The following is a 24512-nucleotide window of genomic DNA, read 5'->3' on the forward strand; positions in this document are numbered from 1 at the left end:
GGCACGGATCACACATGTCCCCGCCTCAACATCGGTTCAATCTCATGTGCAGGCAGTGGCCGTCCAAATAGAAAACCTTGGGCCACCTGGCAACCCAGCCTGGCCAGAAAACGGCCTTGCTCTTCGGTCTCCACCCCTTCTGCAAGTACCTGAATATTCAGACTGCGGGTCATGGCGATAATGGCGTCCACCAGCCCCGGATTGTCGTCATTGACATTGATATCGCGCACGAACGAGCCATCAATCTTCAACGTATCCAACGGATAGCGCTTCAGATAGCTCAGGCTGGAATAACCGGTCCCGAAATCATCCATCGAGATATTGATCCCCACACTCTTCATACGTTCCAAGGTCAAGCGCGTTTCATCCGGCTTTTGGATAGCCGTGCTTTCGGTGATCTCAATATCCAACAAAGACGGGCTTAAGCCAGTATCACGCAAGGTATCCATGATCACATTGTCGACATCCTTCAGATGGAACTGGCGAGCCGACAAATTGACCGCAACACAAACCGGGGCAATACCGGACAATTGCCAGGCACGCATCTGCTGGCAAGCTGTACGCAATACCCATTCACCAATGGGGACAATCATGCCGGTTTCTTCTGCCAACGGAATGAATTCAGCAGGTGAGATCAACCCCAATTCAGGAGACTGCCAGCGCACCAACGCCTCCAGTCCGACAATACGGCGGCTGTCCAGATCAACCTGGGGCTGGTAGTACACCACGAATTCGTTACGATCGATTGCACCACGCAGGCGGGCTTCCAGCACCAGTCGCTCCATGGCACGAGCATTCATTTCCGGGTGATAGAACTGGAAGTTGTCACGCCCCAGTTCCTTAGCTCTATATAGCGCCACATCGGCGTTGCGCAGCAGGGTATCGATATCATCTGCATCGTTCGGAAACATGGCAATCCCGATGCTGACCCCAACAAACAGGTGATGCCCATCGATTTCGATCGGGCGACGCACCGCCCCCTGAATCTTTTCCGCGATATGTGACAGGAAGTCGCCATGTGGTATCTCCGGTACGATCAGCGCAAATTCATCGCCTCCCAGTCTTGCCAAGGTATCACCACGTCGCAGTACTTGCTGCATGTGTTGCGCCACTTCTTGCAACAACTGGTCACCTATGCCATGGCCCAGCGTATCATTGACTGTCTTGAAGCGATCCAGATCCATGTACAACACGCCAAACGGCGCGCCGTCCCGCTGGTTTGACACTGCCAACAGTTCAAGGCGATCTCTGAACAGGCGACGATTGGGCAATTCAGTCAGCGCATCATAGAACGCCAGATGACGAATAGTGCTCTCGGCAAATTTACGTTCGCTGATGTCCTCCGCCACGACCACAAAATGCGTGATCTGCCCGGCCGCACTACGCACGGGTGCTACGGTCTGCAAGCACCAGTATTGTTCGCCATTCTTCCGCCGGTAATTGATCTCACCATGCCACTCCCTGCCGCTGAGCATGTCACGCAACATGCCAGCAAACGCATCATGGGAACCCGGCTCGGTATCCAGTGCCTGCAGGCTCCTACCCAGCACATCTTCCTGACTGAAGCCACTGGTAACACAAAATTTGGGGTTCACATACTCAATGTCGCCCAACGCATCGGTAATAATCACCATATTACCGCTTTGCTCCACCGCCAATGACAGTTTGCTTAGCTGCTCGGTTGCACGCTTCATCTCCGTGATGTCATTGATCGCGGCCAATACTCGGTGATATTGCGATCCGCTTTTGCCCAAACCCCAGCTTGTCCCGACCTGGATGCGCTTGCCATCCAGCGTGTTGTATTCGGTCTCGGTATAAGTCGCTGTTTCGTTTCTCAGAATCGCACAGCCGATCTTCGCAAAATCATGTAAGGCATCTTCAGTCAGCATTTGTCTGAAATTGGCCAGCAATTGTTGCCTGGATGAGGCACCAAATACTTCCATCGCCGTCTGATTGACGTTATGAAGGTTGATACGATCGCAAAATGCCTGTCGGATCTGATGATTGGCCAGCAATGCCTCTGGCGATGCATTGGGATGTTGGCTTTGCAAGGCCTGTAAAAAACTCAGTGCCTCGGTGAAATCCTCTTCCCACAATGACACTGGCGCAGTATCAAATAGACGACGGTAGAGCTGTTCACTTTCGTTCAGGGCTGCCTGGGCCTGCTTGAGATTCGAAATATCCACAGCAAACAGAATACCCTCGCCATTCGGCAACGAAGCCCGGCCAGCCAATACCGCATGCTCACTACCATCGTCATGCCGAAGATGAATTTCAAATGGTTTGGAATACCCTGAATCATTCGATGTTTCTGCCAGAGGTTCAGCAAAATCATCTGGCAGCACACTTCGCCAGTGCGTACGACCTTCTGCCAGTTGCTGTCGTGTCCGATCAGACAACGCGAGGAAAATGTCATTGGCTTCTGTCAGGTATCCATCACTGGATACGAAAGCGATACCCAGCAGGTTCGATTCGAACAAACGTGTCAGCCTAGCTGTACTGATGTTCAATTGCTGTTGCGCTTGAACTTTTTCCGTCACATCATCTGCAATGATCAGACGCGCTGGCATTTCACCATATTCCACCGCATGGCTGAATACGTCCACGAGGATCAATTCACCGGTTTTGCTCCGTGTCTCCCATACGCCCAGCGCCAAACCATCCTGACTATCATCCTGCTGGATCACATGTAGATCCGGTAACATATGACAGGCAATGACTTCGTCCAACGTGCTGGTTGCCAGCTCATGTGGCCGGTAACCATAGCGGGACAGCATCGCATGGTTGATCGCTAGGATGCGATTGCTGCCACGTTCGTATACACACATCATGTGCGGGTTATCGTCAAACAGTGCTTGATAATAGGCTGCCGAACGACGCAACTGCGTTTCATAAGCGAGCCGTTCGGTAATGTCGTTGACCCAGATCAGCGATCGATCTAACGATGCGCCGGGCAGGCGACGAGCAATCAGTTGTGCTTGAAACAGACAACCGTCACGTCGTCGTGCCGTCATCACCAATGGTGGCGGCACCACACCACCTTGCAGAATGGACTGCATATAGGACACTACGGCCGTCTGCTCGTTCTGTGCAAGCATGTCCGCAAACGCAATGCCAATCGGCTCACCGGCGTTGGCAAAGCCAAACATCTGCAGGAAGGCCGGGTTAGCCATATCCACCATCCCCGCCTCCAATACCGCAATCGCATTGCTGGAGAAATCAAACACAGCCCGCAATTCGGCATCACGCTGTTTGATGGTATGCCCAGCACGACGCACCCGGAAGGAAAGCAGCAGTAGCAAAATCCCTGCGGCCGTAAAACCAATCGCCGCTGAAATCAGGTTTGGCAATGCAGCCAAGCCATCGGGCTCTCGCTGTTGCCGCAAGATATCCATCGACAGGTAAACCCAGCCGGAAAGGGCAGAGAAGAAAAACAGAACCAGCACACCCCAAATTGCAGTTGCAATTCTGGAGTCGCCGAAATTGGGACGATTCAACATGTCCTCATCAGGTTGAATAACGAGTATATGGGCAGCCATGCCAACCGACTGCTTGCCAGTTAGTGCATGTCACACCAAAATCATGGTGCTCATGTCAATTGCAAACGCGCTGACATTACTTGGCATAATACAGGCGCTGTTACCGTTATCGCCGAAAATACGTCATCGTGCAAATGAGGACCTCAAAAACAAAATGGCCAGCTCACGCCAGCCATTTTGTTTGCCGCCACTTGGGCATTACAGCTTGCCTGCAACCCAATCGGCTACGCTAACAAGCGCTACTGGCAGCGCTTCCGGTTGGGTACCACCCGCCTGAGCCATATCGGAACGACCGCCCCCTTTGCCACCTACCTGTTGGGCAACAAAGTTGACTAGCTCACCCGCTTTGACCTTGCTCGTTGAATCGGCAGTGACACCTGCAACCAGTAATACCTTACCATCATTCACTGTCGCCAGAACGATGGCTGCCGAACCCAATTTGTCCTTGAGCTTGTCCATCATGTCACGCAGGGTATTGCCGTCCGCACCATCAATCACCGCAGCCAGCACCTTGAGCCCTTTAATCTCCTTAGCCTGGGCCAGTAGTTCGTCACCTTGGCTGGAAGCCAGTTTGCCTTTCAAACGTGCCAGTTCTTTCTCAAGGACTTTGACGTTTTCCTGAATTTGGCCAATCTTACTCAGCAGTTCAGCTGGTTGCACCTTGACCAAGGCTGCAACCTCTTTCAGTTGGGCTTCCTGTGCTTGTACGAAAGCCAATGCACCTTCACCGGTCACAGCCTCGATACGACGCACACCTGCGGCCACACCACCTTCGGAGATAATCTTGAAGAAGCCGATATCGCCAGTCCGATGCACGTGTGTTCCACCACACAGTTCAGTGGAAAAATTACCCATCTTCAGCACACGAACCTCATCGCCATACTTTTCGCCAAACAGCGCCATGGCGCCAGCACGTATTGCGTCATCGTAGGACATCAAGGTAGCGGTCACATCGTAATTGGATGCAACAACGTGGTTAACCACCGCCTCAATACGAGCCAGTTCTTCGGTAGTGACAGCTTGAGTATGGGCAAAGTCGAAACGGGTACGTTCATGATTCACCAACGAGCCCTTTTGCGACACATGCCTACCCAAAACCTCGCGCAATGCAGCGTGCAACAGGTGTGTCGCAGAGTGATTACGGGCCGTCGCCACACGCTTATGCAGATCGATAGTGGCTTGTACCGCGTCGCCCACTTTCAATGCCCCACGTGTTAGTTGACCAGTATGGCCAAACACGGCCGCCTTGATTTTCTGGGTATCCAGTACATCGAACAGCGCATCCAAACCGCCTGCGGCAGAAATTTCACCAAGGTCACCCACCTGACCGCCACCTTCAGCATAGAACGGCGTATTGTCGAGGACGACAATCCCTTCATCACCAGTCTGCAATTGCTCGACAGCTTCACCATTCTTATACAATGCCAGCACAGTTGCATCCACGCTGGACTTCAAATACCCCTCGAAACAGGTATCCTTCCCACAGTATTCAACGTTGCCAGTCATCTTGAAGGTTGATGCTGCACGTGCGCGGTCGCGCTGGGCTTCCATCTCGCGCTCGAAGCCCCCCATGTCGACTTCCACCTCACGCTCACGACAGATATCGTTGGTCAGATCTGCCGGGAAACCAAACGTATCGTACAATTTGAAAGCCACGTCCCCGGATAGCACTTTCGTGCCATCGGCCAAAGCGGCTTCCAACAGCCCCATTCCGTTATCCAGCGTTTTTGCAAACTGCTCTTCTTCCTGCTTAAGTGCAGAAGCAATACGTTCTTGCTCAGTCTTCAACTCAGGATAAGCATCCCCCATCACCTCAACCAAGGTTGGCACCAGTTTGTGGAAGAACAGGCCCTTTTGGCCCAGTTTGTAACCGTGGCGGATCGCACGACGGATAATTCGGCGCAATACATAACCACGACCATCATTGGATGGCATAACACCGTCAGCGATCAGGAATGAACAGGCACGGATATGATCTGCAATGACATTCAGTGACGGACTGTTACGGTCTGCCGCACCCGTTGCACGTGTCGCCGCCTCGATCAATGTCTGGAACAGGTCGATCTCATAATTGGAATGTACATGCTGAAGCACAGCAGAAATACGCTCCAACCCCATCCCAGTATCGACGGAGGGTTTCGGTAGTGGGTGCAGCGTACCACTCTCGTCACGGTTGAACTGCATGAATACGTTGTTCCAGATTTCGATGTAGCGATCACCATCTTCCTCAGGTGATCCGGGAGGCCCACCCCAGATTTCCGGGCCATGATCGTAGAAAATCTCGGTACACGGGCCACACGGGCCTGTATCACCCATCGTCCAGAAATTGTCAGACGCGTAAGGCGCACCTTTGTTATCGCCAATGCGGATCATGCGCTCGGCAGGAATACCGACTTCTTTATGCCAGATATCGTAGGCTTCATTATCTGTGGCATAAACGGTCACCCAGAGTTTTTCTTGTGGCAAGTTCAACCATTGTGGCGAAGTCAGGAATTCCCATGCGTATTTGATGGCATCCTGTTTGAAATAGTCACCAAAGCTGAAATTACCCAACATCTCGAAGAAAGTATGGTGACGTGCAGTGTAGCCGACGTTTTCCAAGTCATTGTGCTTACCACCTGCACGAACACATTTCTGAGAAGTCGTGGCACGGGTATAGGCGCGCTTGTCAAAACCAAGGAAGACATCCTTGAACTGGTTCATACCTGCATTGGTAAACAACAATGTCGGGTCATCACCCGGTACCAAGCTGGACGATGCCACAACCTGGTGGCCCTTCGAAGCAAAAAAGTCGAGGAATTTCTGTCGGATTTCTGCGGATTTCATCCTGTGCAAACCTTATCGTTCTCTATCTTTTATTCAGCTTGTGTCGTGCAGGTCTGACTTGCCATACACCACCCCAAACATTCCAGCAATTCATTCACGGCTGGCGGCCCTGGCCACCACAACTCATCGTCAGCCATCACTGATTGTAGCTCGGCGCCAACACCCACAAATCGCCAGCCCAAAGACCGCGTCGCTGTCTGATCCCAATGACCGTCACCGACATATGCGACCGCATCGAACGCTGTCACTGCATATTGCGTCAAGGCGCGATGATGAGCCAATTGCATGATGGCTTGACGAGATGTTGCTTCACATGCAGCCGCAAACGGGACTTGCTGTAAATCATAACCACAACCTTCCAGCTTCAGCCTAGCTTCTGCCCCCCAGCCTCCGGTAGCAATTGCAATGGCCACATCCGATCGCTGCTTGAGAGCCGCCCACAAGGGAATGCCGCCTGGCAATGGCTGGCAGTGCGTGGTATGCACAGCATGATAAGCACGCATCAACCCATTGAATCGTCCCTGAACTGCTGCAGATTCCTCTTCAGTCACCAACCGTCCAAATGCACGCAGGACAATCTCACCAAGGATACCGGAGGATGTGACATGCGTATAGGCACGCCAGTCCGGGTTGATTTCACGAATACCCAGTACTTCATCGACGGCTTGGCAAAACAGTTCGCCATCGTAGTGCAGTGAGTCGACGAGCGTACCGTCAACGTCAAACATGATCAGTTTCAAAGCATAGACTCTTCAGACAAATATACCTGCCAGTAACCAATCCCTGACTCATCTCAAAAACAAGCCAAGCTACATACAGTCATGTATATAGTCAGACAAAACACCATATTGACAGGGAAGCCACATTGGCTGGCAGGCCAAAAGCAGGAATATACACGCTCAACGCATGAAGCGCACCGCTCAGATAAGCCCGTTCACATCTCTTGGTATTTGATACATTGACAGTGGTGGTGAGATCGGAAACGGTACTGACCAAGGCTGTGGAGGACGACAGCTTATAAGATTTCGTGCCCAGACCTACTACACATGACAACTATCACCCATTGAAACTGATCTACACCATCGCACCAGATGGAGAATGCTGCTCTCGATGAGAAGTCACCAATAGGCAATCAGCCTCCGGGAGCCAACATACCCATTTCACGGTAATCAATTGCAATCGCTTTACCGTTTTTCAAGCCACAACGGACTTCCAGTGCAGACCATTGCACACCACTTTGACGTTTTCGGGCAATCGCCTTGAAAGTCACCAGCTCATCGACTTTACGTGGTTTGGCTTTGCTGAACACCTGATTGAACGGAATCTTGTCTGCCGACAGATAGCTGGGCTTATCTTTTTGGTCGGTATCGACATAACCGATACGGTCAAAGGCCCGGCTCTTACCAATAACATCATCTGTAACAGCCATGCAGAAAGGCATGAAATCGGGCATACCTTCCAAGGTTTGATAGTAGGCAACACGTTTTTCATAAGTGCTGGCTTGCGCTACACCTATTATTGTCACACTAAACAATACAATCCAGGCAACGGGCCTCATTCATCCTCCAGATTCCGCAAGATCTTGAGGATGACATCATAGCCGAAGCCACGACTCTGCAAAAATCTTACCTGCCTAGCCTTCTCTTTATCGCTATCTGGCAACTGACCAAATTTACGTTGCCACAACGCGCGTGCCACAGCAAGATCATCATGCATTACCGCATTTAGCTCCGCATCGATGATTTCGCTCGCTACACCCTTCTCGCGCAATTCCTGACGGATTCGACGGGTACCAAACTGGCCATTGCGATGGCGAACCATCTGTTCGGCATATCGGTTATCGGACAACCACCCTTCCTCGCACAAAGTAGCGAGCAAGGTGTCTATTTCAGCGCTATCCTCACAATAACGAGCCAGCTTGGCAGCCAATTCAGTGCGTGAGTGTTCGCGGCGTGCCAAGATCCGCAAAGCCCGGTCACGCAACGAAACTTCATTGTCAGAACGCGGGCTCATCCTCTGCATCATTAACGATATCGGTGTTTGCAAAAGTCTTGTTTACACCCGCAGCATCCCGAACTTTGTTTTCGATTTCTTTGGCGATGGCTGGATTTTCACGCAAGTATTCACGGGAATTATCCTTGCCCTGGCCAATTTTGCTGCCGCCATAGGAATACCAAGCTCCAGATTTCTCCACGATCTTGAACTGCACACCTAATTCAATGATTTCCCCCTCACGGGAAATACCTTCGCCATAGAGAATATCGAACAATGCTTCGCGGAAAGGTGGTGAAACCTTGTTTTTGACAACCTTGACGCGAGTTTCGTTACCGATGACTTCCTCACCCTTCTTGATCGAGCCAATTCGACGAATATCCAGACGAACCGACGCATAGAATTTCAGCGCGTTACCACCAGTGGTAGTCTCTGGGTTACCAAACATCACACCGATCTTCATGCGGATCTGGTTGATGAAGATCACCAAGGTGTTGGTACGTTTGATGTTGGCAGTCAGCTTACGCAGTGCCTGACTCATCAAGCGTGCTTGCAAGCCCACATGGCTGTCACCCATCTCACCTTCAATTTCTGCTTTGGGAACTAAGGCGGCTACTGAATCAATCACGATGATGTCAACACCGCCAGAACGCACCAGCATGTCGGAAATTTCCAACGCTTGTTCACCAGTATCTGGTTGAGAGATCAACATTTCCGGTACATTCACACCCAATTTGGCGGCATAGGTTGGGTCAAGCGCATTTTCAGCATCAATATATGCAGCAACCCCCCCCATTTTCTGTACTTCGGCCACTACCTGCAGACACAAAGTGGTTTTACCAGATGACTCCGGACCGTAAATTTCAATGATACGGCCTTTGGGCAGCCCCCCCACACCCAACGCCAGATCCAGGCCCAGCGAGCCGGTGGAGACGACTTGCAAATCGTTCTCGATCTGGTTTTCGCCCATCTTCATGATTGAGCCCTTGCCAAACTGCTTTTCGATTTGCGCCAGCGCCGCAGCCAGCGCTTTGTTCTTGTTGTCATCCATCAGCGTCGAGTCCTTTGAAAAGTCAATCAATTATTGCATAATCAGCGTGGCCCATTCGGCGCCATCAAAGACTGTATATTTATACAGAATTCAATTCATTCCTGCAAGCTAATCTTCACATTCAACCAGCTGCTCAATCTGTCAAATCGTGCTGTAAAGCGGGCGCGCGATCGATTCTATACAGCACAGCCATGACTCCCAAAGTTGCCGCGAGCAGGTAGCCGGCGCCAAACAACCAGAATACGTAAGGAATAAGAAAGTAATAGCAACGCATACCCAGGCTGTAATAGCCCCCTGCCCGATTGATCAGCATAGTTGCACGTGGTAAAGCAGTTGGCACTTTTTCCGGATCGCGAAATGCTGCCAATACATAGCCCAGATGATTGAAGATTCTGATGGCCGTTGTGAAGCAGAAAAAAGCAGAGATCAGCAGTAGTACAATAACCATCACCTTGACCAGCAACAACCCTGGTGTCAAACCATAGCGAATGCCAAACAGGCTGATACTGCCATTGTGCCCTGCCTGCGCACCAAAGCTCAGGGTGCCAATGATCAGCAAGACTGCTGTTGAGGCAAGAAATGTTGCAGCCATGGTGGAGTTTCGCAATGTCTGCACGGCCAGGATGTCATCCCCGCCACGTTTTGCCAGCATGACCAACCATTCCTTCCTTGCTTCGTTGCTCATACCAAACAAGGAATAGTGCGGGTCACGCCGAGTGCGGATCTTGACCATCTGCTGATACAGCCAAAGTAAAAACGTCGATGTGATCAAACATATCAAATCGATGGGGTTGGCCAACAATCCAGCAATACCTTGCTCCACCCTGCCTCCAATGGTTTCAAGCCGTTAAATCACACGAAAAAGCAGCACCTGAGCTAGCACCTACAACCTGTCAGCATTATAAAACGACAAGGCCGTCGCCCACTGCGACGGCCCAGCCAATCCACCGAATGAACTGAACGTTACTGATACTTCTTCCCGATTTTATCAGCCGTACCATCACTGACTACGGATTTCACTGCTTCATTCAGTTTATTCACCACGTCGTCTGGTACCCCCTTGTTGCAGGCCAGCCACATCTGGCTATCTTTGGGGTCTCCGAGCTGATAGACCGACTTGATCTTACCCTTGAAACCTTCGCGTCCGGCCTTGAACACGCCACTCTTGGCTCCACCTACCCACAGATCGATGCGCCCGGCCGCCAGTTTCGGCAGATTTTGCACATCCTGAACAACACGCTCCAGCTTTAGCCCCTGCTTCTCGACAAAATCGCCGTAGGCATCACCATTGTAGCCACCGACCTTGTACTTTTTGGCTTCGTCCAGCGAGCTGATCTTGATTGGACTATCTGCTTTGGCAAACAGGGTAATTTCGTCTGCCACCAGGGGGCCGATCCATTTGAACAGTTTTTCACGCTCGGCATTACGTACCGCTGAATAGACACAAACATCCGCCTGGCCTTTAGCCATACTCAATGCCCGTTCCCAGGGTAGCAGTTCGATCTTGGCATCAACCTTGGCGCGCTTCAACGCCTCTTGAACAATTTCCGTTGAAATGCCACTGACCTTGCCACCTTCTGGCATATTGAATGGAGGATAATCTTCAGTGGTCAGGGTAAGCGCACCAGCAGTACCGCCAGTACCCAATGCTCCAACGACAAGAATCAGAGATATCAACGTTCGTTTACGCATAAAGCCTCCGTCGCAATTTCGGTAACAGGAAATTAACATTAGCTAATCCAGCTGTATTTGGCCACGGAAAATGGCACCATCATTTGATGCCCGTCACCCCCTCCTCCAGCAGCGGGGTCACTTCACCGTTCGTTTCCAGTCGCACATGTTCAATTTCCTCAAATCGGCGCGAAATCTTCTGGCTGGTAATTTGCACCGCCTCCGCATCTTGATGTGCCATACGAATGTGATCCGCAAGTTTGGCCATACGCTGGTCAAAACGCTTGAACTCGACGCCCAGCTTGGACAAGGCATCCTTAATGATATGAACCTGGCGGCGCGTTTCCACATCCTTGATTACGGCCCGCGCCGTATTCAAGACTGCCATCATTGTCGTCGGCGATACAATCCACACCCGCTTTTGTAGTGCATGCTGTACCAACTCAGGATGGTAAGCATGAATTTCAGCAAAAACGGCCTCTGCTGGAACAAACATCAGTGCACCATCAGAGGTCTCCCCCGGCACAATATATTTTTCACTGATGGAGTCGATATGTCGTTTCACGTCAATCTTGAACTGCTTTTCCGCCGCAACTCGCTCACTGGATGCCTGTTCTGCTGCGAAAATGCGGTGATAGTTTTCCAAGGGAAATTTGGAGTCGATGGCCACTGTTCCTGTTGGCTCCGGCAGGTGCAACACGCAGTCGGCGCGCATCTTATTGGACAGCGTTTCCTGAAATTTATAGAACTGCGCCGGCAGAATATTAACGACCAACGCCTCCAGTTGAACCTCACCAAATGCGCCACGCGAGCGCTTATCGCCCAACAGCTCCTGCAGACTGACCACGTTAGTGGTTAATCCATCAATTTTTTTCTGCGCCTCATCAATCACGGCCAATCGAGCCATCACATTGGCAAAGGTCTCATTGGTCTTTTTAAAGCCTTCCTCCAAGCGATCTGATACCTTGCCGGAAATCTGCTCCAGACGAGCATCCACAGCCAGGGTCAATTGCTCTACGGTACGAGTCAACTGCTCAGTTGTCACTTTCATGGTGGAGTGGACAGTATCCAACTGCAGTTTGCCTTGTTCTGCCAGTATCTCGAACACGCAACGAAGTAACTCTTCTTTCAACGCGTCCTGCCGACCCGCCATGGCCTGTGAAAAATCCGCCAGCTGCTTGATCATGTTTTCGCGATTGGCCGCCAATTGTTCAGCCTGGGCTTGTTGTACAGCCTGCATTTGCTGGCGTGCCAGTTGCAGCTCGGTCACCACTACATTTCTCAGGCGTTCGAAGGATTCAGTCATCGCCGTGCGTAACCGCTCACCATTTTCAGCATCTGTACGCGCTAAACGGTCACCAAAATCCCCTAGCACGTGGTGAATATCGCCCACCATTGCGCGGTGTTTTTCTTCCAGTGCTTGCATCACGCCGACGGCCAGCGACTCTTGCGATGCGGTCAACTGGCCCAGCTTCCACACCACCACCGCAGCAGCTAACAAAATGAAAATCGTTGCCAAACCAAACAGGGTCTCTAGCATTATTGAACAACCTCAATGAAACAATGTCCCAGACAAGCCGGGGGCGAATACAGGAATAACTGCAGGCTTCCCCTTTGATTTCGCGGTAGCCAACGTTCTGCAAATACAGGACGGGATTGGGATTTGGGGCAAGCTCAGCGGAGTATAGCGCGCCAATTGTGAAGGTGCGCCGTTATGCGACAAATGAGATACAGCAATACAGCTTTTAGTCGCAACGCAAGTTGAAAAAGCCGTCAATCAGACCGGATTGACGGCTCACTACGGCAGGCCCTAGCTACGTGCCACAATCAATCTCGGGGCACACCAGCAAGTAAAATCAGGGTGTCAGTCGATCGCAGGCATCTGCAGTATTCTGCAACAATGTTGCAACCGTCATCAGACCAACACCACCAGGCACTGGCGTAATCCAACCAGCCACATCTTTGGCTCCGTCGAAATCGACATCACCAACAACTTTGCCATCGTCCAACCGGTTGATGCCCACATCGATGACAATCGCACCAGGCTTCAACCATTCCGCCTTCACAAAATGTGGACGACCCACCCCCGCCACAACGATATCTGCCTGGCGCACCAACCCCGGCAAATCATAGGTGGCACTGTGACAGACCGTGACCGTACAGCGTGCCAGTAGCAACTCCAGTGCCTGTGGGCGACCAACTATATTTGAAGCCCCGATCACCACGGCATGCTTACCCTTCAAGTCGATGCCGGTCGTCTCCAGCAAGGTCATGACACCTCGCGGTGTGCAGGGACGCAGCAATGGAATCTTCAATGCAAGTCGCCCGATATTGTATGGGTGGAACCCATCTACATCCTTTTCCGGATTGATTGCTTCAATCACTGCCTCGGCATTCAAATGTCTAGGGAGTGGCAATTGCACGAGAATGCCATCAATGCTGGGATCTTCATTCAGCTGTTTGACCAATTTCATCAGGTCGTCCTGTGAAGTCGTGTCAGGCAGATCATAAGAAACCGAGCGAATGCCAGTGGCTTCACACTTCAGGCGTTTGTTACGGACATAAATGGCCGAGGCGGGGTCCTGCCCAACCAATACCACAGCCAGCGCAGGCGCACGTTTGCCTGCGGCAATACGTGTTTTGACACGTTCCGCCACAGAATTGAGGATAGATTCGGAAACAACTTTGCCACTGATGATGGTCGCGCTCATGGATGGGATCTGTGTGATAGGGTATTGTTGAATATAAAAAAAGCAAAAGTCAGCCTTGGCTGGCTTCCACAGGACAATGGAGCAATTTTCTCATTTTTTGCATGAAAGGCTCAAGCAGAGTTGACACCATGAAAAGAGTTCCGTATAGTTCGGCCTCTCTTCGGCGGGGTGTAGCGCAGCCTGGTTAGCGCACCTGATTTGGGATCAGGGGGTCGTGAGTTCGAATCCCACCACCCCGACCAGAAGACCCAGTTTTAAAGTTTGGCTTTCCGACGGGCTGCCCGTAGCTCAACTGGATAGAGCAACGGCCTTCTAAGCCGTAGGTTACAGGTTCGATTCCTGTCGGGCAGGCCAAAACAAGTTTCAATGGCGGATGTAGCTCAGTTGGTAGAGCACTGGATTGTGGCTCCAGGTGTCGTGGGTTCGATCCCCATCATTCGCCCCACTCTTCGCATTATCAAACACTTAAGCTTGATGATACAAACAGTGTAAAAGCCCTGATTCCTTGAATCAGGGCTTTTTTCATTTTCTATTCCGTCACCTTTCCCTCCTGATTCGCTGATACTTCAGTTGATACCCCTCATCGATTGCATTACCATGCAATTAAATTAAAGCAATTACTCGAATCAGCATTAAATGCTTATTTTCAGTAGGCAAACACGCACAACGCCGGTTGTGTAGTTCCGTGTAATGATCATTGCTGTCGATGCTCAACACACGGTCAAGCACAAGACATTGTTGTGTCATGTCATCACAGCTGGCTCGGAACAGCGCCAGCTTGATATCGAGTTGCATGGGGAGCGCGTCATGAAATATGTCCGAGCTGTTGCAGTAGTACTCATTACCGCCTGTTTGGCAGCGTGCTCTACCGCGCCCAAGAATCAAAAGCTGGTAAAGGGTCCGGCTCAAACCCAATATGAAGATCAGGTCGAAATCAAATATCTCGGCGGAGGTGGATTGCTATTGAAACGTGGCCAGGACGCCATCCTCACCTCACCGTTCTTCAGCAACTTTGCCTCTTGGGAACTGTTGATTCCTCGCAAGCCTCGTCTTGATCTGATCGATAACAACCTGACTGACGATATCAGCCATATCGATGCCATTCTACTTTCCGGCTCACATTACTATCGCGCACTTGACGTACCCTACATTGCCGAAGCACGCGCGCCACACGCCAAAATCTATGGTGGTGAAACCGCCAAACACCTGCTGACACCGGCTATCGACAAATCACGCCTCGTTGCCATCAATGAAAAAGCAGCATCTGGTGCCGCACCAGGTGAGTGGATTTACACTCGTAACAAGCGCATTCGCTTCATGGCGATTGATACCGACTTGGTCAGTCCCGTTGGCATGTTGGCGAACGGCAAGTTAAATGAAGATCAGGACAAGCTGCCACGCCTACCACGCAACTATCCAGCGGGCGAAAGCTTTGCCTACCTAATTGACTTTTTGAATGCGAATGGTGCTGTCGCTTTCCGAGCCTTTTATCAAGACGCCCCCTCCAACTATGGTATGGGCAATATACCGGATCTGGACGATACCGATCGCGCCCCCGTCGATGTCGCATTCCTTGGCGTGAGTCGCTTTTACAAAGCCGACCGGTATCCTGAACATATTCTGAGAAGTACCAAACCGCGTCATATCGTCACAATCCGCTGGGAAAATATCCATCAACCACAAACAGCCATATTGCGTGAAGACACGACAGGTGACCTCGATGAATTCCAGAAACTGATACGGCAGACATCTCAAGCGCCAGTCAAAGTGCCGGCCCCAGGCAGCGCACTCAATTTCCGGGTAAAATCGGCTGAGACAATCCAAACCGCCGCAAACTAGCTCATGATCAGTTGAACAACACCTTGTCGTCCAACTGGTGTCATGCCTGATGCGGCAAAGGATCACCGCATGACTGAGCACAGTTACAACAGCCCACGCTGGCTTCCCGGCGGCCATCTACAGACCATCTTTCCTGCAGTCGCCCGTCGCCCTGAACCATTACGCTATCGTCGCGAACGCTGGGATACACCGGATGGCGATTTTATCGATCTCGACTGGGTCGACGGTTCGCCTCATGCCCCGTTGGTAGTGTTATTCCATGGCTTGGAGGGGTCGTCAGCCAGCCACTATGCGTTAGCTTTGATGCGCCATGCCCACCGCTTGGGTTGGCGTGGGGTCGTTCCGCATTTTCGCGGTTGTAGTGGCGAGCTGAACCGACTGCCACGCGCTTACCATGCCGGTGATTCGGCGGAAGTTGATTGGATTCTACGCAGATTACGCGCACAGTCTGGTGATGTACCAATCTTCGCAGCCGGTGTATCGCTCGGTGGCAACATGCTCTTGAAGTGGTCAGGTGAGCAAGCCAGTCACGCCCAATCAATTGTCAGTGCCGTTGCCGGTATTTCCGTACCGCTGGATCTTGCCGTTGCCGGCATCGCACTGGATGCAGGGCTCAGTCGCCACATCTATACCCGCAATTTTCTGCAAACCTTGCGGCACAAGGCGCTTCAAAAACTGGCTTGCTTCCCGCATCTGGCGGACCGTAAACGGATTCTGATGGCGCGCACCTTCTCACAGTTCGACGATGCCTTTACAGCCCCGATTCATGGATTCAGGGACAAGGATGACTATTGGCAACAGGCCAGCAGCAAACCGTGGTTGAAGCAGGTGAAAGTGCCGGCATTGGTACTAAATGCCCGTAATGACCCATTCCTGCCCGCGCATGCTTTGCCAGCACGACATGAGGTAGCATCAGTAGTACAGACAGAGTATCCGGAACATGGTGGACATGTCGGCTTTCTGAGCGGGGAATTCCCAGGGCATCTGGACTGGCTGCCACATAGGCTGGAACTGCATTTTCGTCGCTTCTTGTAATCAGTATCTGCTAGGTTTGATGGTAGAATCTTTGCCGAATGTCATAGCCTAGGCTCATATCATGCCACGTTACCCCAAGGAAATTTTCAAAGCCTACGACGTGCGCGGGATTGTCGGTTCAACCCTGACTCCCGAAATCGTCGAAGGTATCGGTCATGCCATCGGCTCAGAAGCCGTGGATCGTAAATTGAAGACCATCGTCATCGGCCGCGACGGCCGCTTGTCCGGCCCCGACCTGAGTGCAGCTTTGGCACGCGGGATTCAGAAAGCTGGCATCAATGTGATTGACGTTGGCCGTGTAGCCACTCCCATGCTGTATTTCGCAGCCTATCATCTGGAAACGTTCTCCGGTGTGATGGTGACAGGTAGCCATAACCCGCCTGAATACAACGGGCTGAAGATGATGCTGGGTGGCGAGACGCTGGCTGGTGAACATATCCAGCATCTGCGTGAGCGGTTGGAAAACGACAACCTGCATCATGGTGAAGGCAAATTCAGTGAGGCAAACGTTGTTGAGGACTACCTAGCTCGCATCGTGGGCGACATCAAACTGTCCCGCCCGATGAATATCGTTGTCGATTGCGGCAATGGCGTACCGGGAGCATTTGCACCCGTACTTTACCGTCGTCTGAACTGCCGCGTGCGTGAGCTGTTCTGCGAGGTGGATGGCACCTTCCCCAATCATCATCCAGATCCCGCCAAACCAGAAAACCTGCAGGATGTGATCCATGCCCTGGCCAGCACCGATGCCGAGCTGGGCTTGGCCTTTGATGGCGATGGCGATCGACTGGGTGTGGTCACCAAAGATGGACAGATCATCTACCCGGATCGTCAGCTGATGTTGTTTGCCGGTGACGTGCTGTCGCGTAACAAAAAAGCCAAGATCATCTATGACGTCAAATCCACCCGCAATCTGGCGCCTTGGATCAAAGAGCACGGTGGCGAGCCGATCATGGCCCGTACCGGCCACTCCTTCATCAAGCAGAAAATGAGGGAAACCGGCGCGGCATTGGCCGGCGAGATGAGTGGGCACGTATTCTTCAAAGAACGCTGGTACGGTTTCGATGACGGCCTGTACGCCGGTGCCCGCCTGCTGGAAATCCTGTCGCAAGTGGATGACCCAAGCGCCGTGCTGAACAACCTGCCAAACGCGGTCAGCACACCAGAACTCAATGTAAAGATGAAGGAAGGCGAGCATTATGCGCTGATCGACAAGCTTCAGGCCACAGCCCAATTCACCAATCCGGTCGATATCATCACGATCGACGGCCTGCGTGTAGAGTATGAAAAAGGTTTTGGCTTGGCACGTGCATCGAACACCACACCCGTGATCGTGTTGCGTTTCGAAGCCAACGATGAAGCCTCGCTGGATGCCATCAAAGATGATTTCCGTCGCGTACTGAAAACAGCAGCACCAGAACTTGAACTGCCGTTCTAAATACGATCGAAGGTGCACTTCAACTAAAAAGCCCGTACATGTACGGGCTTTTTTACGTTCACCTGGCATCAACATTGGTTTAGCCGCACCCCTCATTCAAACTCACGTGAGTGTTGTTGACGTAACCGCAGTGCGTTGCCAACCACAGACACCGAACTCATGCTCATCGCCAATGCGGCAATCATAGGCGATAGTAGTAGCCCGGTGAATGGGTACAACACACCTGCAGCAACGGGCACCCCCAATGCGTTATACAGCAGTGCAAACAGCAGGTTTTGTTTCATGTTGGCAACCGTGGCGACAGAAATATGTCTGGCGATGGCGATACCCCGCAAGTCGCCCTTGACCAGTGTCACTTGCGCGCTGTGCATCGCCACATCGGTCCCGGTTCCCATCGCAATCCCCACATCCGCCTTTGCCAACGCCGGCGCGTCATTGATCCCGTCACCAGCCATGGCAACAACACGCCCCCGTTGTTGAAACTGTTCGACCAGTGCCAACTTGTCTGCCGGTTTGACCTCGCCATGCACCGCATCGATACCAAGACGTCGCCCGACTGCACGCGCCGTATCCACACCGTCACCCGTGGCCATCACCACTTGAATGCCCGCTTGCCGCAATGCCTGCAGGGCAGCCGGCGTACTGCTCTTGATTGGGTCGGATACCACCAGCAAACCTGCCAGCCGGCCATCCACGGCAAGCTGGATCACACTTGCCCCTGTCAACCGTGCGGCCTCGGCCTCAGTTGCAAACGTATCATCCTCAATTTGAAACTGCGCCATCAATGCACGATTACCCAAGATAAGATCATGACCGGCTACGCGGCCACGCACACCGATGCCGGACGACGATTCGAAATCCGTTGCCTTGTCGAGCGGCAGGCCGCGTTCATGCGCTGCGCGCACGATTGCGTCAGCCAGCGGATGTTCGCTGTGTTGGTCCAGGCTGGCGGCCATTCTCAGCATGTCGGCTTCGTTGAAGCCGGGCGCCACGATGACACGCTCAAACGTCGGCTTGCCTTCGGTCAACGTGCCGGTCTTGTCGACAATCAAGGTGTCGATGCGGCGCAGATGCTCGATCGCCGCAGCATCACGGAACAAGACACCCTGCGTGGCGGCCCTGCCCGTCGCCACCATGATCGACATGGGCGTGGCCAGCCCCAACGCACAAGGACAGGCAATGATCAGCACCGACACGGCATTGAGCAGACCAAAGACCCAACTCGGCTCTGGCCCGAACCATCCCCACGCAAAGAAGCTGAGGATGGCAACAACAATGACACCAATCACAAAGTATCCTGCAATGACATCAGCCATGCGTTGCATGGGTGCTTTGGATCGCTGTGCCATGGCCACCATCTGAACAATTTGCGCTAGCACGGTCTGGTTGCCGACCTGTTCTGTACGCATCAGCAAGGCACCACTGATATTCAAGGTTGCGCCAATCAACTTATCCCCTATGCACTTGGCCACTGGTATTGGCTCGCCTGTCAGCATGGATTCGTCAACGGAACTGCTGCCTTCCGTCACCACACCATCAACCGGTATTTTTTCACCGGGTCGTATCCGCAACAGATCGCCGACCCTGACTGCCTGGATGGGCACGTCCTCGTCGGTGCCCCCCTCGCGAACACGTCGCGCCATTTTGGGAGCCAAACCGAGCAGGGCCTTGATGGCAGCCGATGTTTGCGAGCGGGCGCGCAGTTCCAGTATCTGCCCCAACAAGGTCAGCGAGATGATGACGTCGGCCGCTTCGAAATACACGCCGATCCGCCCCATCGACATAAATGATGCCGGAAAGATTTGCGGTGCCATCGTGGCCGTCAGGCTGTACAGAAATGCGGCGGCCGTCCCCAGGCCAATCAATGTCCACATGTTGGGGCTGCGATGAACCACAGACTGCAGGCCACGAACGAAGAAAGGCATACCTGCCCAGAGCACCACAGGTAACGACAACACCAACTCAATCCAGCTCTGGGTGGCCATGCTGACCCAGTCGAGGCGATGCCCCATCATTGCCAACAAGGTGACCGCGACGGTGATGGGCAGTGTCCACCAGAACCGGCGGCTAAAGTCTTGCAGTTCGGGATGATCGTCATCCCCCACATCAGGCATGATCGGTTCAAGCGTCATGCCACACTTGGGGCAATTGCCCGGTTGAGCGCTGCGAATTTCCGGATGCATGGGGCAGGTATAGATCGTTCCGGGCGGCATTGCCGGCTTTCCGGCGATCTGCTGCTCAGGTTCCGCCATTTGCTCAACATCACGATGCCGGTTGACCACGGGCACCAGCACCATATGGCAAATTGGGCAGGTACCGGGCCGATCCTGCACGACTTCAGGATGCATCGGACACGTGTATGAAGCCGCTGACATGGGTGGCCTCAGCCCAATCGGTGGGTGCTCATGTGGCAATGCGGCGGTGCGATGGTCATGCCGGTTGTTCATGATCCACCCCGTTTGATCCAAGGCTGATGCGGGGGCTGGCGAGGTTCATCGCTGTGCAATCTGGGGATGAAGGCAGGCGTTTGCGCTTGATATCGCCGGAAGTCCTCGCCAAAACGGTCAAGCATCTGAGCCTCCTCTTGCCGTGCAAGTCGAGCATAGACCAGCACCAACAATGGGAACATCACTAGGGTCACCAGTGTCGGCCACTGCAGCAGAAAGCCGAACATGATCACTACAAAACCCACATATTGCGGGTGCCGTATCCGAGCATACGGCCCAGTCATCGCCACCTGTTGGTGAACTTGGGCTTGGTACAACACCCGCCACGATGACGAAAGCAGCCAGAACCCGCCAAAGATGAATACCGTGCTGAGTACATGGAAATGCCCCCAATGCGGGTTGAGGCGCCAACCAAACATGATTTCGAGGAGATGCCCAGCATCATGTGACAGAAAATCCACGCCAGGGAATGTCTTGGTCAACCAAGGCATGAGCAGGTAGATGGTCAGGGGAAAACCATACATCTCGGTAAACAGCGCAACAATGAACGCCGAAAACATGCCCAAGGAACGCCAGTCGCGTGGTGAACTGGGCTTGGCAAAGCTGAAGGCAAAGATGATGAACACCACTGAATTGATGATCACCAACGACCATAAACCATAACTGGATTGCTCAGCGCTCATGATCCCTCCCCCTCATCTTGCTCTTGGGATGGTGATGATTTGCCATTGGCATCATGGTGCCCACCGTGATGCCGTTGCATGAATAGGTGCATCAGCGGACATGCAGCAAGCAGCAGATAAGGCAAGATTCCCATCACATGAGCCGTGTGCTCGGTCAGCAGAAAAAAGGCTGCCACGGCGATAAATCCCCATAACACCCAATTGTGATGACGTTGTTGATGTCGAGACTGCATGGTACCCACCTCGCTTTGTTCACTCGGTCAATCAGGCTGAAAGCTGATGCCATTCGGCCCGGCCCCAACCTGATGGGTCGCCACCACAGTTTTGGTGGCAGAGTCGATCACCGAAAAAGTCCCAGCCTGGATGTTGCTGACGAACACATAGGCACCGGACCGATCAACTGCAACCCCATGTGCCCCCGGCCCGGTAGTCAGCGTGGCCAACACTTTGCGTTGTGCCGGATCGATGACGGAAACCTTGTCATCCGGTGCCTTGTTGCTGCCCTGATTGGCGACATACAGCTGTTTGCCGTCAGGCGTGGCAAACATTTGAATAGGCATTCTGCCAACCGGTATGGTGGCCACCAATGCCCGCTTCGCGGTGTCGATGACGCCCAGCTTGTTCTCGGCACTCAGCGAGACATACGCTTCACGGCCATCCGGGGCAAAGCCAACCTGCACCGGTGCCTTGCCAACGGCAATCCGCGCCGTTTCCCTGCCTTGTGCGGTATCGATCACCGATACGCTGTTCCCCTTCATATTGGCGATATAAAGCAGTTTGCCATCTGGGCTCAGCCGCAACCCATGCGGGAATTTGCCGGTTCTGATTACCGCGATCTTACGCCGGGCGGTCAGATCAAAAACCTGTACTTCGTTGGCCGCTGAATCAGTCACATAGGCGCGCTGACCGGCCAGATCAGTCACCACGTGCGCTGGATGCTGCCCGGCTGATAACGCCATGGCTGGTTTGCTCAGGTCGCCCGTATCGAATACCTGCAATTGTCCACCGGCCGTATGTCCCTGATGCGCCCCCTGCCCTGGCATGCCGACCACCAGCAGCCATTTGCCGTCCGGCGAAACCTGAACGTTGTGAGGTGCAATGTCGAGTGGCACGGTAGTGGTCTTGCCGCTACCCAGCTGGACCTGACTAATGGACCCTGCCAACTCGTTGGCTGTATACACCGTGCCTGATGGTTCGGCCACAGCGGCGCCCAGGCTGAACATGGTGGCAATGACGGTGGCGTTGACGACTCGTAACATGATTGGACACTCCTGATACGCAGGGATCATTCGACAGAAAACACAGCCGGCTGGGCTGCCTGGTCACGGGTCAGGGTATAGACCGGCAACATACCCGGCTTCATGGCGCCCATACCTGGCGAGTTCGCAGGCATGCCCGGTACGCTGATGCCCACCACATTGGGTTTCTGCCGGAGTAGTTTTTGAATGGCGGTGACAGGTACATGACCCTCCACCACGTAGCCGGCGATCAGGGCCGTATGGCAACTGCCTAACCGGCCAACATGATTGGTTTGCTTGATTTGGTCCATGTCGTTGCGGTTCTCGGCAGTCACCTGGAAGCCATTGGCCTGCAGATAACGAACATAGGCATCGCAACAGCCACACGTTGGGCTTTTATAAAGGGTGACCGGCACGGCCGCCTGGGCCACGGTTGCAGACAGCGCAAGGGCGGCATAGCAGATCTTGAACAGGTTGGATCGTCGCATTGTTCATTTCCCCATATTCATGTTGCTTGCTTCTCGATCCATCATCATCTCCATCATCATTTGCATCATGTCCATCCGCTTGGCCATGCCCCCCATCATTCCGCACCCCATCATGTCCCCACTGCCGCTGGCACCCATCATCATGCCGCCACCATCCTTGCCGCCCATCATTGGGCAAGCCATCCCGCTGTCTGAATTCTTCATCAACGCCAAGCCATCCTTCATCAGCTTGCGCTCTTCAACCATCCATTTCTGGCGCTCGCCAGGGGTGCTGGCAGCCATCATCTTGTCGTGCATATCCCGCATTTGCTTCATCATGTCGTCCATCTGCTGCATTTGCATGGCTGACGGTGCGGCAGGCGCTGGTGTCGAGTTGCTCGGTTTGGCCGGTTTGCTGGCCTTGCTTTTATCAACGGCAGCAGGTTTGTCTTGTGGCGGGTGATGTGCCTCAACTGCACCGGCATTGCCTGTAGCCAATAAAATGAAAACGGATGTACCCATAGCTAGCATCTTGTTCATGATGACGTTCCTTTCAAGTGAGACAGATAAGTCGAGATAACGCAGGTCGCGCACGCCATCAGTATGGCTTGCGCGGACAGGTCAGATCCTCCCAATGGGAGGTCAGAGTTGGCTAATCGTTAAAGCGGTGAAAACGAAGGGTTGCCGGCGGGTCAGCGAGAAAAGCCAAGGGAAATGACAAATACGGTGTAATAAGGTGATGACACCGTGGGGACATCAAATGAGGTAGCAAATACATCACTAGTATCAACACCGCCGTAGAGCTGACTTCTGAAGTACTGGTCTTGGGTGTGCTGACGGAACTATCTTCGCAATACTTGGTACAGGATGTCAGTGCCGCATCATGAGAGTCCGACGTTGATATTGGTGCGGCATGAAGCAAGTGCTCCGCAGCAACCGTCTTGCCATGATGAGTTGCCTCCTGCTGCGGTACAAACAGGCAACCTTGAATCACACCAGCAGCCATTGCAAACACCCACACTGCAGCCAACAGGCAACAGATGTTTTGCAGGTATTGTCGAAGCATATGCATGGCAAGCAAAGGGCAATAACGTCATATCAGTATAGTTAGACCATTCGGCAGGACGTTGACAAGGATCAAGTCACGGGCAATCGATTATTCAACGCCCCATCGTCTGGTGGATCGATTACTTGACCGTCAGCCGGATCTGCTCCATCTCCTTGTTCGGCAAGGTGATCTTGACAATGGCCTTGGTGCCGGCCGCCACGTTGTAAGCCCCTTTGGCAGACAACTCATTACCGGCAACCGGGTTGAGTTTGACTGTTGCTTTCTCTGACCCGCTCAACATCACCACCTCACCAGTTACTCCTTTTACATCAATGGGTTTACCATGATCGGTCAAGAAAATACGGATACTATCCGGTTTGGCTACCATTTCGACAGTGACCAACTTGCCTTCCACGATCACACCACCATTGCCTGCTTTCAGATCACCATGAGCCCAAACTTGCCCGGCCATTACCCCATACAAGGCCAGTCCAACAAACCGTTTTTTCATCATGCTTCCTTTCATT

20 protein-coding genes and 3 tRNA genes are annotated in these 24512 nt (G+C 52.9%); 6 read left to right on the plus strand and 17 right to left on the minus strand.

What is annotated here, in order from left to right:
* Positions 1-8 precede the first annotated feature (8 nt).
* The 10 genes from FFS57_RS08355 to folD all read right to left on the minus strand — a co-directional run bounded on the left by FFS57_RS08355 (position 9) and on the right by folD (position 13790).
* Positions 9-3539: a sensor domain-containing protein gene (locus FFS57_RS08355; RefSeq protein ID WP_137937325.1), complete on the minus strand. Its 3531-nt coding sequence runs from the start codon at positions 3537-3539 to the stop codon at positions 9-11.
* Positions 3540-3737: 198 nt separating this feature from the next.
* Positions 3738-6365, minus strand: coding sequence for an alanine--tRNA ligase (alaS, locus tag FFS57_RS08360; RefSeq protein ID WP_137937326.1), 2628 nt, complete (start codon positions 6363-6365; stop codon positions 3738-3740).
* Between the two features lie 29 nt (positions 6366-6394).
* Complete coding sequence (locus tag FFS57_RS08365; RefSeq protein WP_137937327.1) at positions 6395-7093, minus strand: HAD family hydrolase; 699 nt, start codon at positions 7091-7093, stop codon at positions 6395-6397.
* A 404-nt stretch (positions 7094-7497) separates the two neighbouring features.
* Entirely contained in the window at positions 7498-7923 is a 426-nt protein-coding gene (locus FFS57_RS08370; protein WP_137937328.1) for a BspC domain-containing protein, read from the minus strand.
* Entirely contained in the window at positions 7920-8378 is a 459-nt protein-coding gene (gene recX / locus FFS57_RS08375; RefSeq protein ID WP_137937329.1) for a recombination regulator RecX, read from the minus strand. Before recX ends, FFS57_RS08370 begins: the two co-directional genes overlap by 4 nt.
* Entirely contained in the window at positions 8362-9408 is a 1047-nt protein-coding gene (gene recA / locus FFS57_RS08380) for a recombinase RecA (protein ID WP_137937330.1), read from the minus strand. The genes recX and recA overlap by 17 nt, the downstream gene beginning before the upstream one ends.
* Before the next feature lie 133 nt (positions 9409-9541).
* Positions 9542-10231, minus strand: coding sequence for a DUF599 domain-containing protein (locus tag FFS57_RS08385; protein ID WP_137937331.1), 690 nt, complete (start codon positions 10229-10231; stop codon positions 9542-9544).
* A 140-nt stretch (positions 10232-10371) separates the two neighbouring features.
* The gene (locus FFS57_RS08390) at positions 10372-11100 is read right to left on the minus strand and encodes a substrate-binding periplasmic protein (protein ID WP_171013756.1); all 729 of its coding nucleotides are present in this window, start codon (positions 11098-11100) and stop codon (positions 10372-10374) included.
* Positions 11101-11179: 79 nt separating this feature from the next.
* Entirely contained in the window at positions 11180-12619 is a 1440-nt protein-coding gene (locus tag FFS57_RS08395; RefSeq protein ID WP_137937333.1) for a DNA recombination protein RmuC, read from the minus strand.
* Between the two features lie 316 nt (positions 12620-12935).
* Positions 12936-13790: a bifunctional methylenetetrahydrofolate dehydrogenase/methenyltetrahydrofolate cyclohydrolase FolD gene (gene folD / locus FFS57_RS08400; protein ID WP_137937334.1), complete on the minus strand. Its 855-nt coding sequence runs from the start codon at positions 13788-13790 to the stop codon at positions 12936-12938.
* A gap of 164 nt (positions 13791-13954) precedes the next feature.
* Here folD and FFS57_RS08405 point away from each other — a divergent pair.
* From FFS57_RS08405 to FFS57_RS08430, 6 genes are all read left to right on the plus strand, one after another.
* Positions 13955-14032, plus strand: a tRNA-Pro gene (locus tag FFS57_RS08405).
* 35 nt (positions 14033-14067) lie between these two features.
* Positions 14068-14144: transfer RNA gene (locus FFS57_RS08410), tRNA-Arg, on the plus strand.
* A 15-nt stretch (positions 14145-14159) separates the two neighbouring features.
* Positions 14160-14235 (plus strand) — tRNA-His (locus tag FFS57_RS08415).
* Between the two features lie 245 nt (positions 14236-14480).
* Entirely contained in the window at positions 14481-15629 is a 1149-nt protein-coding gene (locus tag FFS57_RS08420) for a hypothetical protein (protein WP_137937335.1), read from the plus strand.
* Positions 15630-15698: 69 nt separating this feature from the next.
* Positions 15699-16664: a hydrolase gene (locus tag FFS57_RS08425; protein WP_137937336.1), complete on the plus strand. Its 966-nt coding sequence runs from the start codon at positions 15699-15701 to the stop codon at positions 16662-16664.
* A gap of 61 nt (positions 16665-16725) precedes the next feature.
* Positions 16726-18102: a phosphomannomutase/phosphoglucomutase gene (locus FFS57_RS08430; RefSeq protein ID WP_137937337.1), complete on the plus strand. Its 1377-nt coding sequence runs from the start codon at positions 16726-16728 to the stop codon at positions 18100-18102.
* A 92-nt stretch (positions 18103-18194) separates the two neighbouring features.
* Here FFS57_RS08430 and FFS57_RS08435 read toward each other — a convergent pair whose 3' ends face one another.
* The 7 genes from FFS57_RS08435 to FFS57_RS08465 form a co-directional block, all read right to left on the minus strand.
* The gene (locus FFS57_RS08435; RefSeq protein WP_137937338.1) at positions 18195-20549 is read right to left on the minus strand and encodes a copper-transporting P-type ATPase; all 2355 of its coding nucleotides are present in this window, start codon (positions 20547-20549) and stop codon (positions 18195-18197) included.
* On the minus strand, positions 20546-21232 hold the full coding sequence (locus FFS57_RS08440; protein WP_137937339.1) for a methyltransferase family protein: 687 nt from the start codon (positions 21230-21232) through the stop codon (positions 20546-20548). The genes FFS57_RS08435 and FFS57_RS08440 overlap by 4 nt, the downstream gene beginning before the upstream one ends.
* Positions 21229-21465 (minus strand): DUF2933 domain-containing protein, encoded by a 237-nt coding sequence (locus tag FFS57_RS08445; RefSeq protein ID WP_137937340.1) that lies wholly within the window; start codon positions 21463-21465, stop codon positions 21229-21231. Before FFS57_RS08445 ends, FFS57_RS08440 begins: the two co-directional genes overlap by 4 nt.
* A gap of 27 nt (positions 21466-21492) precedes the next feature.
* Positions 21493-22491, minus strand: a complete 999-nt coding sequence (locus tag FFS57_RS08450; RefSeq protein ID WP_137937341.1) for a YncE family protein — start codon at positions 22489-22491, stop codon at positions 21493-21495.
* A gap of 26 nt (positions 22492-22517) precedes the next feature.
* Entirely contained in the window at positions 22518-22958 is a 441-nt protein-coding gene (locus FFS57_RS08455; RefSeq protein WP_137937342.1) for a DUF411 domain-containing protein, read from the minus strand.
* A gap of 3 nt (positions 22959-22961) precedes the next feature.
* Positions 22962-23477 carry a hypothetical protein gene (locus tag FFS57_RS08460; protein WP_137937343.1) on the minus strand — a complete coding sequence of 172 codons (516 nt, stop codon included), beginning with the start codon at positions 23475-23477 and terminating at the stop codon, positions 22962-22964.
* Between the two features lie 647 nt (positions 23478-24124).
* Positions 24125-24499 carry a hypothetical protein gene (locus tag FFS57_RS08465; RefSeq protein WP_137937344.1) on the minus strand — a complete coding sequence of 125 codons (375 nt, stop codon included), beginning with the start codon at positions 24497-24499 and terminating at the stop codon, positions 24125-24127.
* Positions 24500-24512 lie beyond the last annotated feature (13 nt).

The sequence above is a fragment of the Chitinivorax sp. B genome, from assembly GCF_005503445.1.
Classification (GTDB): Bacteria; Pseudomonadota; Gammaproteobacteria; order Burkholderiales; family SCOH01; genus Chitinivorax.